The sequence below is a fragment of the Sulfurimonas aquatica genome (assembly GCF_017357825.1).
In the GTDB taxonomy this organism is placed as follows: Bacteria; Campylobacterota; Campylobacteria; order Campylobacterales; family Sulfurimonadaceae; genus Sulfurimonas; species Sulfurimonas aquatica.
In genome coordinates this window covers 2,098,324-2,113,490 of the sequence record NZ_CP046072.1, presented here as the reverse complement: position 1 = coordinate 2,113,490, position 15,167 = coordinate 2,098,324, and the positions used below count along the sequence as shown (strand labels likewise).

12 protein-coding genes are annotated in these 15,167 nt (G+C 34.8%); 6 read left to right on the top strand and 6 right to left on the bottom strand.

The genetic code is table 11. The features are described from left to right. Window positions 1–100 precede the first annotated feature (100 nt). The 5 genes from GJV85_RS10020 (at window position 101) to GJV85_RS10000 (ending at window position 6,138) form a co-directional block, all read left to right on the top strand. The gene (locus tag GJV85_RS10020) at window positions 101–736 is read left to right on the top strand and encodes a 4Fe-4S dicluster domain-containing protein (RefSeq protein WP_207561244.1); all 636 of its coding nucleotides are present in this window, start codon (window positions 101–103) and stop codon (window positions 734–736) included. Continuing rightward, complete coding sequence (gene nrfD, locus GJV85_RS10015) at window positions 736–1,635, top strand: NrfD/PsrC family molybdoenzyme membrane anchor subunit (protein WP_207561243.1); 900 nt, start codon at window positions 736–738, stop codon at window positions 1,633–1,635. The genes GJV85_RS10020 and nrfD overlap by 1 nt, the downstream gene beginning before the upstream one ends. Before the next feature lie 13 nt (window positions 1,636–1,648). Beyond that, window positions 1,649–4,930: a molybdopterin-dependent oxidoreductase gene (locus tag GJV85_RS10010; protein ID WP_207561242.1), complete on the top strand. Its 3,282-nt coding sequence runs from the start codon at window positions 1,649–1,651 to the stop codon at window positions 4,928–4,930. 78 nt (window positions 4,931–5,008) lie between these two features. Further along, window positions 5,009–5,674 carry a TorD/DmsD family molecular chaperone gene (locus GJV85_RS10005; protein WP_207561241.1) on the top strand — a complete coding sequence of 222 codons (666 nt, stop codon included), beginning with the start codon at window positions 5,009–5,011 and terminating at the stop codon, window positions 5,672–5,674. Continuing rightward, the gene (locus tag GJV85_RS10000; RefSeq protein WP_207561240.1) at window positions 5,674–6,138 is read left to right on the top strand and encodes a hypothetical protein; all 465 of its coding nucleotides are present in this window, start codon (window positions 5,674–5,676) and stop codon (window positions 6,136–6,138) included. Before GJV85_RS10005 ends, GJV85_RS10000 begins: the two co-directional genes overlap by 1 nt. 8 nt (window positions 6,139–6,146) lie before the next feature. Here the strand turns inward: GJV85_RS10000 and GJV85_RS09995 are convergent, their stop codons facing one another. The 6 genes from GJV85_RS09995 to grpE all read right to left on the bottom strand — a co-directional run bounded on the left by GJV85_RS09995 (window position 6,147) and on the right by grpE (window position 12,916). Next, a complete protein-coding gene (locus GJV85_RS09995) occupies window positions 6,147–7,289 on the bottom strand; it encodes a BatD family protein (RefSeq protein WP_207561239.1) in 1,143 nt (380 codons plus the stop codon). Further along, window positions 7,270–8,859 (bottom strand): vWA domain-containing protein, encoded by a 1,590-nt coding sequence (locus tag GJV85_RS09990; protein ID WP_207561238.1) that lies wholly within the window; start codon window positions 8,857–8,859, stop codon window positions 7,270–7,272. The genes GJV85_RS09995 and GJV85_RS09990 overlap by 20 nt, the downstream gene beginning before the upstream one ends. Next, on the bottom strand, window positions 8,856–9,767 hold the full coding sequence (locus GJV85_RS09985) for a vWA domain-containing protein (RefSeq protein WP_207561237.1): 912 nt from the start codon (window positions 9,765–9,767) through the stop codon (window positions 8,856–8,858). Before GJV85_RS09985 ends, GJV85_RS09990 begins: the two co-directional genes overlap by 4 nt. Continuing rightward, entirely contained in the window at window positions 9,768–10,265 is a 498-nt protein-coding gene (locus GJV85_RS09980) for a redoxin domain-containing protein (RefSeq protein ID WP_207561236.1), read from the bottom strand. Between the two features lie 94 nt (window positions 10,266–10,359). Further along, window positions 10,360–12,246 carry a molecular chaperone DnaK gene (gene dnaK, locus GJV85_RS09975; protein ID WP_207561235.1) on the bottom strand — a complete coding sequence of 629 codons (1,887 nt, stop codon included), beginning with the start codon at window positions 12,244–12,246 and terminating at the stop codon, window positions 10,360–10,362. 106 nt (window positions 12,247–12,352) lie between these two features. Then, window positions 12,353–12,916 (bottom strand): nucleotide exchange factor GrpE, encoded by a 564-nt coding sequence (grpE, locus tag GJV85_RS09970; RefSeq protein ID WP_207561234.1) that lies wholly within the window; start codon window positions 12,914–12,916, stop codon window positions 12,353–12,355. A 202-nt stretch (window positions 12,917–13,118) separates the two neighbouring features. On the opposite strand from grpE, the gene GJV85_RS09965 reads away from it, so the two are divergent. Further along, entirely contained in the window at window positions 13,119–15,167 is a 2,049-nt protein-coding gene (locus GJV85_RS09965; protein ID WP_207561233.1) for an AsmA family protein, read from the top strand.

The following is a 15,167-nucleotide window of genomic DNA, read 5'->3' as shown; positions in this document are numbered from 1 at the left end:
AAAAAAGCTCTGATTACCTTAAGTATTAGGGTTTCTTTTAAAGAAAATAAGTTGTAGTAATAAAACATAAATAAGCCCAATAGCGGCCAAAGGAGAATATATGCAATTAGGTTTCCTAGTTGATTTACACCTATGTATGGGATGTAAAGGTTGTGAGATCGCATGTAAAGTGGAGAATGAAGTTCCACTGAGTACATGGAGACTTCGCGTTAAGTATGTGGATGTGGGAACTTTCCCAGAGACTAAAAGAACTTTTACACCTCTAAGATGTAATCACTGTGAAAATGCTCCTTGTGAGAGAATTTGTCCAGTATCTGCACTTCACTATCTTGATAATGGAATTGTAAATATTGATAAAGAGCGTTGTATTGGTTGTGCTGGTTGTATTATGGCATGTCCTTATGGAGCAATCTATATAGACCCTGAGACTCAAACTGCTGACAAGTGTACTTATTGTGCTCACCGTATTGCTTCATCTATGATGCCGGCTTGTGTTGTTGCATGTCCTGTTGAAGCAAATATATTTGGTGATGTTGAAGATCCTGCTTCAGATATCTCTAAATATATCCAACGTCATACTGATGTTCAAGTTCGTAAACCTGAAAAGGGAACTAACCCACGTCACTACTATGTTGGAGCAAGTCAAGCTCACCTGAATCCTCTTGCATCAAGAAGAGAAGAAGGTTATAACTTATTTAATAAGATTACAACACTTCCAGTAGGAGGACACCACTAATGGTACATGAAACATTAGCAGCAACAAATGCTGTAGTAACTTTAGATGCTGCACTACCAGGTATCGTTTGGCCTTGGTTAGTTACAGTTAATATGTGGGCGAAGAGTATAGGTACTGGTGTTATTTTTATGCTTTTCATGCTTTTGAGAACGCATCCAGATGCATCAAAACACTTAAGATTAACAACTGCAATAGTAGCATTTGTATTTATTAATATATTCTTACTATTTACACTAGCTGATTTACATCAACCATTTAGAATGTGGCATATATTTTTCTATCCTCATTTAACTTCTGCAATTACTGTTGGTGCTATCATGGCATCTGGTTTCTTAGGTCTACTGACTCTATTAGTATTCCTAGCTTGGAAGAAGAATGATGTAGTTTATGACAAAGTATTACTTTGGACAACTATATTAGCTATTCCGGTTACACTTTATACTGCTGGTCTTATGGCACAAGCTACAGCTCGTGAGTTATGGCAAATGCCAACTGAATCTGCACAAATGATTTTAGCTGCACTACTTTCTGGTTCTGCAACTATGATTTTAATAGGTGGCGAGAGATTAACATATGAAGCTAAAAAGTCTTTAGGTGTTGTTCTTGGATTAAGTGCATTAATGGCATTTATCATCTATATGTCAGAGTATATTTTTGGCCCAATGAAAGCTGAAGAGGTAACTGTAGTTTTAGGTTACATCAAAGATGATGGTCCATATACTGTAATGTTCTGGTTAGGACAGTGGATAGCTTATTTACTTCCAATGTTACTAATCGTATTAAGTCGTTCAAGTAAATCAGAAACAATCCTGAAACTTGCTTCAATATTAGCGATAGTAGGTTTAGCAATTGTTAAACATGTATGGCTAATAATTCCACAATTATTACCACTTAGTTAAGGAGAGAATTTAAATGTATTTACAAAGTAGAAGAACATTTTTAAAAGGTGCTGCATTTAGCGTTGCTGGTGTAGCAATTGCTAAGGGTGTATTTGCAACTGATGCAGCGGCTGAGTCAGTAAATGAGAGTAAGTTCACAAATACTCCAGACTCAATAAACTTTTATCCAGATCATGCTGATTGGGATAATTTCTCAGAGCTTGATGGAGATGATTGGAAGCGTGGTGGTATTGACCGTCATGGTGTAGAGTCTGCTGAAAATCCAGATGGTATTAAAGTAAATAATTTCACACTTGTTCCTACAGTTTGTTCAAACTGTGAAGCAGGTTGTGGACTTACTGCATGGGTTGATAAAGAGACTTTTACAGTTAAGAAATATATGGGTAACCCATTTAGTACAGGTTCACGTGGACGTAACTGTGCTAAAGGTTATGCAGTACTTTCTCAAATGTACGATCCAGACCGTATACCTTTTCCATTAAAAAGAGCTCCAGGTTCTAAACGTGGTGAAGGTAAATGGGTTCGTACTACATGGGATGAAGCTATGGGAGCTATCGGTAAGAAAATGCACGATACTCTTAAAGTTGGTGATGAGATGTCTAGAAAATCTATCATGTACCATGTTGGTCGTCCAAATGAGAATGGTTTTGGTCACCGTGTTCCACATACTATGGGTCTTGATGGTTACAACTCTCATACAAATATCTGTTCTGCTGGTGCTCGTCAAGGTACTATTCAGTGGGCAAATGATGATAGAAACTCTCCGGATTGGGCAAATGCTGATCTGATTTTCTTACAATCATCACATGCTGCAGATGCTGGTCACTACTTCCAACAATCAGCAGGTTTAATCGCTGATGCACGTAAACGTGGTGCTAAAATGGTTGTTCTTGATCCTCGTATGTCAAATTCAGCTGGTATGGCTGACCTTTGGATTCCTGCATGGCCAGGTACTGAAACAGCTTTATACCTATACTTAGCAAATCGTGTTCTTAACGAAAAAGCTAAAAATGGTGAAGATCTAGTTGCTCATGACTTTGTTAAAGAGTGGGTAAACTGGGATCGCCTAATGGCAAACAGAGAATACATTGAAAAACATATGGTTGGAAATGGATATATTGCTGAGATGCCTAAAGGTGACACTTACGAAGACTTTATCAAGATGATTCAAGAACTATATGCTCCATTTACAAAAGAGTATGTAGTTAAAGAGTGTAAACTTGAAGGTATGGAAGATAAGTTAGATCAATTATGGGAAATGTACATTGGTGCTGGTGATAAGATCGCTACTTACTTATGGCGTTCAGGTCCAATTGCACACCGTGGTGGTTGGATGATTACTCGTGCTGGTTTCTTGTCTTTAGTACTTCGTGGAGCACTTCGTGGTGATGTTGGTGGTACAAGTTTCCACCACTGGCACGAAATTTCTGTTGGTGGTAAAGGTGATAAGGCTACTGTTGCAGGTGAGAGAGCTCCAAAAGTTGATGTTTGGAACGAAATCGCTTGGCCACCAGAATATCCACTATCTTCATATGAGATGAGTCATATTATGCCTCACCTTCTTATGGATGAAGAGTGGCAAGATAAGTGGACTAAGAAAGGTCTAAATATACCTAAGAAACTTGCAGTTTGGATGCCTCGTATGTACAATCCAGTATGGATTAATCCAGATGGTTTCAGATGGATAGAAGCACTTAAACGCGAAGATAAAATTGAATTATCTTTTAACCTATCTCCTACTTGGAGTGAGACTAACTGGTATTGTGACTACATTTTACCAACTGGTCTTGCTGGTGAGAGAAATGATCAACAGTCTACTCCTTCTAAGCCTGAAAAACGTACTGAGTTCCGTCAAGCGGTTCTTAGAGTTGCAGCTGAGAAAATGGGATGGAAAGCTAAAGATCCAACTCGTGCTACACTAGAAGCACACATGAAATATGGTCTTGGAGAAATCTGGGAAGAGACTGAATTCTGGGCAAATATTATGGTTCATCACATTGATCCTGATGGTAGCTTAGGTATTCGTAAGTACTGGGCATCTAAAAAAGATCCTTCACGTGCATTTACTGTACCTGAGTATTTTGATGCGGCGTTTAGCCTTTTACCTAAACTTACTGCTAAAGCTAATGAAATTTATAAAGATGAAGAATTCCCAGTTTATAGCTACATGAGAGACTTTGGATCTTGGACTGAAGAGGAAAATGTTTACAAACCTCAAGAAGATGAGTTAAAAGTTGATCGTGATTATGTATATGCTCATGGTAAAAAATATGATAGACATCATGTTAAAAAAGATGAGTTTGGTGCATTATGGGTAGAACATGATGGACGTAAGCACTCTATTGGTCTTGTTAAAGATGATAAAGTACTTGCAGGTTTCCATACTTTAAGTAAAAAACTAGAGTTTTTCTCTGAGTGGTTCTCTGAATGGAAATGGCCAGAGTATGCTATTCCTATTTATCCTCGTAATCCGAGCGAGTACAAGAAAATGGAGCATATCGTAACTCATGTTCACCATAGTATGATGCATGCAGAGAATGAGTTTGCACTAAACACAGTATTTAGATTACCGTATAATATTCATACTCGTTCTGTTAACTCTAAACACCTTATGGAGATTTCACAGAATCATAATCCAGTTTGGATTTACACTAAAGATGCTGAGAAGTTAGGTCTTAAACGTGGTGATGCTATTAGAGTAAGAATTACAGATACTGTTTCTGGACTAGAGAGTGGTTACTTTGTAGCTATGGCTGTACCTACTGAAGGTACTCGTCCTGGTGTTCTTGCTTGTTCACACCATGCTGGTCGTTGGAAACTTAAAAATTCTGTTAATGTTCCAGGGTTTGAGCATGCTCTTGGTATCATGGGTGTTGGTTCACCTCTATATGACATGACAAATGATGGTAAGGTTGGTACACTTAAGCCAGCTGGTGGAATTACACCTCGTCATGATGTATGGCAGTTTAAAGAGTACAATAAAGATCTTGACAATATCTGGTGGGATGGTCTTAGTGGTTCATGGCAAAATGCTGTAGCTCCTTCACATCCAGATCCAATTGCAGGTAACCATGCATGGCACCAAAAAGTTATCATCGAAAAAGCGAAAGCTGATGATAAGATTGGTGACATCGTTGTTAACTATGAAAACAATATGAAAGTTTTCCAATCATGGAGAGATACGTTAACTCGTCCACTTCAGACTGGTGACAAATTACGTCGTCCACAACACATTAAGCGTCCAGCTGTGCCTTTATCTAATAAAGCATATGCTGTTGAGATTAAAGACGCTTAACACATTTTTTATTAAAGCCCACAATAAGTGGTGCTTTAATATACTTCCAATAAATTTTTTTCAAAAGGTACACTCTTCATGCACGAAGATCTAAAAAATGAGCAATTAGCTCGTATAAACATATATGCATTAATTTCTAGAATATTAATGAATGAAGTAGATGAAACGCTATTAAAGTTAATTTTAGAAGATGAAAATATTTTATCATTTTTCCCTGAGTTTCAAAAGTGGGATAAAAGAAAGAATATGAGTAATAAAGACTTGATTGAACAGTATCTAAATGTTGATTTTACTAACCTTTTCTTACTTCACTTGGTTCCTTATGAGTCTTTTTATAGAAGAGATGATCAACAGATGGAAACTGGTGGTGAAAACCCTATTCAAGTTTTATACAATAAATATGAATTTAGAGTTGAACTTGATCAAGCTAGAGTAATGGCAGGAGATCATATAGGAGTTGAGTTAGAGTTCATGTATAAACTCTGTGAAGCTGAATATAAAGCTCTGCAAGAGGATGATTTCAGTGCTGCTGCTGAGATAGCTGAAATTCAATATGACTTTTTGAAAGATCATATTGTTGAATGGGCTCCTATGTATCTATTAAATCTAAAATCAGAAGCTGGTACAGCTTTTTACTTTGATGCAGCAGAATTCGCATTAGAGTTTATATTGAGTGATTTTGAGTATGTAACACAACTGAAAAATAGTACATACAATTATAAAGCATTATCAGGGGATAAATAATGGACATTAAAGATTTAAATGAACTAAGAGGTGAGTTTGAGCAGTTACAAAAAAATAATATGCAAAACAACTGCCTTGATGACTCTTGTGTTAGTGAAGATGAGGGAAGAGAAGATTACCCTGATTATCTAGCTGCAATATATACAGAAATAATGCCTCCAAACAAAAGTGGTATCTACTTCTCTAGATGGGATTTAAAAGCAATGGCTTCTGAGCTTGATGAATCTTTTGCTCTTGATGTAAGAGAGAGAATGTTTAAAAAGTTTATGCAGTGGGTTGCTACGCCTGAAGATATGCAACTACTTATAGGTCAGTTTAATAATAACATTGACGCTAAATGTAATATGTACAGAGAATATTCTGAAAAGTATCCATCATCTAAAGAGATATTTGACGTTAAAATCAAAAAAGCGGATTCTGCTAAACGCTATCTTGATAAAGTATATACAGAGTTTTTTACATAGACTCTGTTTTACTTCTTTAACCTTTTCAACACTTCTTGTTTAACTTTTTTATACTCACTCTTATTTTTCTTATTATAGACAATATCATTTAATATCTCATACTGATCTTTAAACTCCTGTTTATAGTACTTGTGGAGTAGTAAGTAGAGTAACTCTTTCGCATTCTTACTATCCTTTATATCTTTAAACTCATCGTTATAATAGGTAAAGTTGGATGGAATTAGTTTTGCACTTATGAAGCCGGCAATAAATATAGAAATATAGATGAGATAATCTAGGAGATATCTATAGTCATTACTATTTTTAGGATGATCAACTTCATCAACAAGAGTACTTATACCCATCTGTTTAACATCTACTTTATACTCCTGTGTTGAAAGAGTATAGTAGGTATCTTTTTTAGGAGAGTAGCACTCGATTTTTTGACTAGGCACTATAAAACTATTAGCAGATACTAGGGCATAGTTGAAGTCTCTATGTATATCGTATCCTTGCGAGGTTGCCTTATCGTAGTGTTTCGTTATATCTGAGAAGAGTTCTACGTTTTCTATGCTATTTATAGGAGTGGTAGAGAAGTTATGGTATCCAACTCCGTTTAGGGTGTAAACTATATTTGCACTCTCATAGGAGTGAATAGAACTGTTTTTAAGCTCTGAAGTGATTGTGAAGTCTCCTACTAGGTCTACCTCTTTTTTTAACTCTTTTACATGGAGTGTAATTGGAGTAAGGTTTACTTTTGTATCTATAGTCTCTATCCATTTAACATTATCTCGGCTTCCTTGAAAAACCTGAGCTACTGCTTCATCGCTTGCTACTTTTATAGTAAAGTCAAACTCTACTTTTATCTCTCCACTTTTAAGGGGGAAAAGTAAATATATATACTCCGCTTTTTTATAATGGTACTCTGGCTCTTCAGCTTTTTTATTAAGAAGAACTATATGGTACTCACTAGACTCTTTAGGTTTTAAAAAATAGAACATGTTGAGCTCTCTATCAACCTGCTGTGTTGTAAGTTTGATCTCTACTGCTTCTTTTATATATGGAGTGTATTTATTGGATATTAAATCAAATGTTGCAAGCTTATTGTTGGCATCTAAAGTTAAAAAAAGGAGTGTAAAAAGTATAATATATCTACCAAGGGTGTTGTTCATTTGTATATCCTTTATTTATGAGTTCATATGCTTTATAACCCATCTTATATTTAGTACTGCTTGTAGCACTATCTTTTGTTTTTTTCTTCTCATCATTAGAGCTTTTTTTCTTTGGATTTGAAGAGCCACTTTTACTCTCTAAAGCTTTATGACTTGACCTACTCGATGAGTTCTTTGAAGCCTTCTCTTTCTCTTTGTCTTTATCATTATTATCTTGTTTGCTTGCTTGCGTCTGTTCATCTTTTTGTTGAGTTCTTAGCATGTCGGTAACATCAGTCTTCTCTTTAGGGTTGAGAGTATAGAGAAGTTTTAGATTATAAAGAGCATCTTCATCTTTAGAGATGTTTAGAGCTTTGGCATAGTAAATCTTTGCTCGTTTGTAATGCCCCATTTTTACGGCACAGTTACCCATACTGTAGAGCGTTTTTTGCTTTATGCTTTTGTCCGTTGTTCTTATTTTAGAGAGTATCTCAATGGCCGTTCTGTAGTGGCCCGCTTTATAGTAGCTTACTGCTTTATTATAATAAGACTCAACACTTGGCTCTATCTTTTCAAACTCTTTGGCACTTGAAAGATAATCTTTTTGTTGATACAAAGAGTTTGCGTTTCTTAGATGATAAAAATCTAGTAAAGATGATTCTGCTTGGTTGGGGAGTAAAAAAAGTGGGATAAGAACATATAATTGATGGACTTTAGTCACTGCCATTAAAAATGCAATAAGTGAAATCATAAGAGGAAAGTAGAAGAGTTCTATATGACTTAAAACATCTACTTTAGTCTCTCTTTTTTTATCACTATTTGCATTGATATCTGAGATAAGAGAGTCTGCTATTGATTTATTATTGGAGTCTAAAGTATAATATTTTCCTCCTGATAAATTTGCAAACTCCTCAAGTATTGGGTTTATTCTTGAAATGACAAGATTATCATTTTCATCTTTTAAGTTTTTGGACTCTTTTGAAAGTATTGCTCCATTAGCAGAACCAGTTGCAACGATATAGGGAATGATTTTATTTTTCTTAGCAATATTAACAAGTGTATTTAAATCGTGTTCTTCTCCACCATCGCTAAAGATGATAAGACTCTTCTCTTCTATTGATACTTTAGAGACGCTTCTAAGAAGCTCTATTAGCGATGTTCCCTTTGTTAAAATATACTCCGGCTTGAGTGATTCAAGTGCGCTAAGGCTTATCTGAGTATCTGTAGTTGGTGGAGATATAAGTATGGCGTTTGACGTAAATGCGAACATAGCAAATCTGTTTTTAGGAAGCTTAGTAAGTATCTTTTTTAGCTCTAGTTTTGCTACTTCATATCTTGTTGGTTTCAAATCATCTGCCTGCATTGAGTATGATGCGTCTATGGCAACAATAAACTCTTGAGAGTCTATCTTCTCACTACTTTTTGAGTCTATAAGTATAGGTCTACTCAGAGAGAGGATAATAAAAGAACAACTAATAAAGAGAAGTGCAACCTCTCTATTTTTAGATTTTTCTTCACTTTTTGAGAGACTCTTGTAGAAAAGATATAGTGGTAGCAGTGTTATAAAAAGCCAAGGATATAAAAAACTCATATACTGCGACCTCTAAAACGAAGTAAAATAAAAAGCATTAAAAGTAGGGCAAGCGTTAGTGGAAACATATATAAAACATGTTTATTTAAATAGTGCTCAGAACGGATAGAACTTGGCTCAAGAGAATCAAGCTCTATGTATACATCCTTTAAGATCTCAGCACTTGTAGCCTGAAATGCTTTAGCATTTGTCTCACTAGAGATTAAAGAGAGTAGTTTAAAATCATAATCACTTTTTTTACCTATACCAATAGCATATATTTTTATATCGAGCTCTTTAGCTTTTTTGGTCGCTGCTTTTATAGAGATAGCTCCACTGTTTTGATAGCCATCAGTCACAAGTATGATAACTTTCTTTTTTGCTTCACCCGCTTCTATAACTCTTGTAGCAGCAGCTATTCCTTCACCTATAGCAGTGCTGTCTCCAGCTATTCCTACTTCAAAGAAGTCTAGCAAAAATTCTAAACTACTCATATCATAAGTGAGAGGCACAGCAGAGTAAGCATAACTCCCAAATATGCTAACGCCAACATTGTCATCATGGCGTTTGGCAATAAACTCTTTGAGTAGAGAGTTTAAAATATCAAACTTCTTTTTATCTCTATCTTCTTTATCAAAGCCTCTCTCAGCCATAGAGCCACTTGTATCAAGTGCGAAAACTAAGTCTCGTCCTTTACGTTTGTTGGATGATTTTTGATCGTAACTAATTGGAGAGGCTAGGGCAGTTACTATCAATGCGACTATGGCTGAGTAGAGTAGTTTTTCAAGTTGTAAGATAGATGTCTTAGTAGAAAAGAGATGAGTATGGGGAAATATAATCTCTTGAATACTTTTTGGGCACTTATATATACATATAATAAGTAATAGTGCCAAAAATAGATATGGATACTCAAACTCGAAATGATTCAATTATTTTCCAGCCCACAACATTTTAAGATAGAGACTAAGTGTTGAACTATATCCAACTTCACTAAAGAGTAAATTTTTCTCTTTATCATATATAAATGTAGTGGGAAGACCGACTATATTAAAACTTGATGAGAGGATAGTAGTGGAGTCATTGACAACTTTGTAATTATACTCATTCTCATCCATGTATTGTTTTATATCGTAAGATTCACCAGAATTTACTGCTACGGTTAAAACTTCAAAGTGCTCTGAGAGTGTTTGAATATTTGAAGCTTCAAGTTTACATGTTGGACACCAAGTCGCCCAAAAATGAATGAGAATCGGCTTTGAAGTTGGAGGAGTATATTTAGAAGAGTCAAGTAGTGTAAACTCTTTTATCTCTAGTGGACTAGAGTTAAGGCTTTGACTTTTGTATAGACTTATTATATTCGCAAAAATAGTAATGAAAATAGTGAAATATATTATCTCTTTTGCATAGTGTTTTATTTTTTGTATCATAAGCATAGCTTAACACTAATACGATAATAAATGGATAAAATTTTGAGGTGTTTGGGAGGTTTTTAGAAAAGTTTTGCGGTACTAAGATAGAGTATTACTCTATCTCAGCATCGATAACATCTTCGTCATCTTTCTTTTTCTTAGCATCAGCTTCTGCTGCAGCTGGGTCTTGCTCTTTCTTGTACATCTCTTCTGCCATTTTATGTGCAGCTTCTGTTAGAGTTTTTACCTTCTCTTCGATTTGCTCTTTAGTAGCAGACTCATCTTTTAATGTATCTTTTAAGTCTACAACTGCAGCTTCGATTTTAGCTTTTTCTTCCGCTTCTAGTTTATCACCCATCTCTTCTACTGATTTTTCAGTTTGAACGATTAGTGCATCAGCTTGGTTCTTAAGATCAACTAACTCTTTTCTTTCAGTATCTGCAGCTTTGTTTTCTTCTGCATCTTGAACCATTTTGTTAATCTCTTCTTCACTTAGTCCAGATGATCCAGAGATTGTGATTGACTGAGATTTACCTGTACCTTTATCAGTTGAAGAAACTGTTAATATACCATTTGCATCGATGTCAAATGTAACTTCGATTTGAGGTACACCGCGTGGTGCTGCTGGAATATCTCCAAGCTCAAAAAGACCAAGTGACTTGTTATCTTTAGCAAATTCTCTTTCACCTTGACCTACTGAGATAGAAACAGCTGGTTGGTTGTCTTCTGCTGTTGAAAAAACTTGAGATTTCTTAACAGGAATTGTAGTTCCTTTTTCGATAATCTTAGTCATAACACCACCAAGAGTCTCAATACCTAGTGAAAGAGGTGTAACATCTAGAAGAAGTACATCTTTAACATCACCACGTAAAACACCACCTTGAATAGCAGCACCAAGAGCAACAACTTCATCAGGGTTTACACTTTTGTTAAGTGCTTTTCCATCGAAGTACTTAGATACAGCTTCTTGAGCAGCAGGAACACGAGTAGAACCACCAACCATGATAATCTCTTTGATTTCATTGTTGTCTAAGTCAGACTCTTTCATAGCAACTTTAATGTGGTCGATAGTCTCTTTTATCAGATCAGCAATCATACCTTCAAATTTAGCACGAGTAAGTTTTACAACAAGGTGTTGTGGCCCAGCTTCTGTCATAGTGATAAACGGTAAGTTAATCTCAGTTTCAGTTGAACTTGAAAGCTCTTTTTTAGCTGTTTCAGCAGAATCTTTTAAACGCTGTAGTGCCATTTTGTCATTTTTAAGTTCAATACCATGAGAGTTTTTAAACTCTGCGTTTAAGAAGTCAACGATTTTGTTATCAAAGTCATCACCACCTAAGAACGCATTACCATCAGTTGAGAGAACTTCAAAAGTACCATCAGAAATCTCTAGCACTGTAACATCAAATGTTCCACCACCAAGGTCATAAACAAGTACGTTTTCTTCAGCTTTACTTTCTAAACCATAAGCAAGTGCAGAAGCAGTTGGCTCATTGATAATACGAAGAACATTAAGACCAGCGATTGTACCTGCATCTTTAGTTGCTTTACGTTGTGCATCATTGAAGTATGCTGGAACTGTAATAACTGCATCAGTTACTTTAGAACCGATGTAAGCTTCAGCATCTTCTTTTAGTTTTGTAAGAATCTTTGCAGATATCTCTTGTGGAGTGTAAATTTTACCAGCTACATCAACACAAGCAGCACCATCTTTGTTTACGATGTTGTAAGTTACTTTATCGTGAGCTTGTTTTGCATTCTCTTCATCCATCATAAGACCCATAATTCTCTTAATAGAAGAGATTGTTTTTTCAGGATTTGTGATTGCTTGACGTTTAGCTGGATCACCAACTAGAACATCACCTTTATCTGTAAACGCTACAACTGATGGAGTTGTGTTTTTACCTTCTGCATTTGGGATAACTTTCGCTTCTCCACCTTCATATACTGCTACACATGAATTTGTTGTTCCTAAATCTATTCCTATTACTTTACTCATTTTATTTTCCTTAAATTTTATTATATATTGTATTATTTGTATAACATCGTAATTATATTATGTTTTACAATTTTGTTGTGCTACTTAAGTAGCAGCTAACTATCTCTTAGTTAGCAACGATAACCATTGCTTCGCGCAGTGGTCTCTCTTTATATTTATAACCTGTTTGAAAAGTTTGAACTATCTGACCTGATTCTACTTCTTCACTATCTACTGCTTGAACAGCATTGTGAATATTTGGATCAAATGGTTCATCATGTGCTACCACAGTAACGCCATGTTTTTCTAAAGAAGTTATGAACTGCTTGTGTGTAAGCTCAATTCCCTCTTTTAACTTATCAAATAATTCTGCCTTATCTGCATCACCTGCTGCTGATTTCATTGCTCCATCTAGTGAATCCAAAACTGGAATCATATCTTTTGCAAATTTCTCGTTTGAGTATTCAACAGCAGTGTATTTTTCGCGTTCAAGTCTTTTTTTGATATTATCAAAATCAGCATGAACACGAGCATATTTGTCTTTTAACTCAGCCATCTCAGCCTGTAAAAGATCAAATTCATTCTCAACTGCTTCAGCTTCTGCCTCTGCTTCATCAAGAACTACATCTTCATTTTGTGTTATTTCATCTTCATTTTGAAGATTTTCTTCTTTAATTTCTTCGTTAGACATAATTGTTAAATGACTCCTTTTTTTAAAAGTTATCAGTATTATACAGATTGAGTGTAACAATGTCAAGTAATTCTTTAGTTTATTTACATAATAAAGTTGAGTCTAGTTGTATCAAGTATGAAATAAGTGAAATAAAACACTTGATATATGGCGTTTAAAGATTATTTTTGTATTATAAATAAATTAAAATTATGGAGAAAAAATGAAGTATTTAGCTTGGTTAGTAGGAATATTAGCATTATTAGTTGTTGGAATTTATATTGTTGTTTTTACATCATTTGGAAATAAACTCATAAAACCAATGATAGAGAATCAAATAAGTAAGGAGACCCAACTAGAGAGTAAATTAGATATTTTTTCATTAAGTCTCAGTGATTTTGAGATACTTTTAGAATTAAATGAAAATAATAAAATTTCTCTAAAAGGGAACTACTCAATTTTTTCACAATCAGTTGATGTAGTATATAGTGTGAATTTAGAGGAGCTTAAAACATTAAAGCCATTAACAAAAACTCAGCTACAAAGCTCATTTCATACAAGCGGAACTGTTATTGGGGATATGAAACTTATAAAAGTTAGTGGAGAGAGCGATGTTGCATCTAGTGCAACTACTTACAACATTGAACTTACTGATTTTCATCCTACTTCCATAATTACTAAAGTAGCAAATTTAGATCTTAAAGCTCTTCTGTTTATGCTCAACCAAAAAGCTTATGCAAGAGCAGATGTCAGTCTTGATTTGAATTTTAAAAATATTACACCACATGAACTAGATGGAAATATTCTGCTTATTACAAAAAATGGAGAGCTCAATAGCGATGTTTTTAAGAAAGATTTTAATGTTAGCATTCCTAAAAAGAGTCTATTTTCTATGAATCTTGATGCTACTTTACTCGGTGATGAGATTGACTATACATATCTTCTCAAATCAAGTTTAGCAAAAATCACTTCAAGTGGTAACTTAATCCCAGAGCCTCTCTCTTTGGATGTGATATATGGATTAGACATAAAAGAGTTAGCACTTCTTAAACCAATCACAGGTGCTGATATTAGAGGTGCACTGAAGTTAGATGGAGATATAAAAGGAGTTAAAGAGAAGCTAGTTGTAAATGGAAAAACAGACTTAGCCTCTTCTGCCACACAATTTCAAGCGATACTTTCAGACTTTGCTCCTAAGAGTGTAAAAGCAAATGTAAAAGGACTGAAACTTCAAACTGCTCTTTACATGCTAAACCAACCACACTATACAGATGGTTTGTTTGATCTAAGTGTTGACATAAAAGATGCAAATGTTGATAACCTAGCTGGCGTTATAAACAGTAAAATATATAAGGGTGTCCTAGATAGTAAATATCTAAGTAAAGCTTATGAGTTTGAGTCTGCTATGCCAGTAACCACATATAACGCAACTACCACAACGCTTCTTAATAAAAAAAGAGTCAATACAAAAGTTGACTTTAACTCAAATCTTGCAGACTTGGATGTTGAAAACGCTCTTGTAGATTTAAAGGATAACTCCATACAAAGTGACTACCTAGTGAATGTACATGATTTAAATAAGCTCTTTTTTATAACGCAGAGAGAATTAAAAGGCAATATAAGTGCAAATGGAGAGTTTAAAAAAGCAAAAGATTTAGACTTTAGTATGAACTCTGATGTTGCAGGGGGTAAACTGAGTGCAAATCTTCATAATGATGACTTTAAGGCGAAGATATATAGTATGCAAACTATTGATATATTAGATATGTTAATCTACCCGAAAGTATTTCAGTCATCTATAAATGGTGACCTAAATTATAATCTTGCAGAGTCAAAGGGAGAGTTTGTAGGAGTTGTTAAAAATGGAAAGTTCACGAAAAATGAAGTACTTGATCTTGCTAAAGAGTATGCTCACACTGATATGTATAAAGAGAATTTTAAAGGTGACATAAAAGCAAATATAAATAAAGAGAAAATTCTAGCATCACTCAATTTAAAGTCCAATCGTTCATCTATTGTCAGTCAAAACACAAAACTAAACTCTGTAAGTAAAATAATAGATTCTAAAATAGATATAAACGCAAATGGAAATCCTTTTATAGTATATCTCTCAGGCGATGTATCATCTCCAAAGGTAAATGTGGATGCAAATGAGTTGATAAAAAAAGAAGCAACTAAGGCGATAGAGAGTGAAGCGAAAAAATTTCTTGAGAAAAAAGGAACAACAGGTCTTGAAAAAGAGGCACAAAAGCTTTTAAAAGGTTTTTTCTAA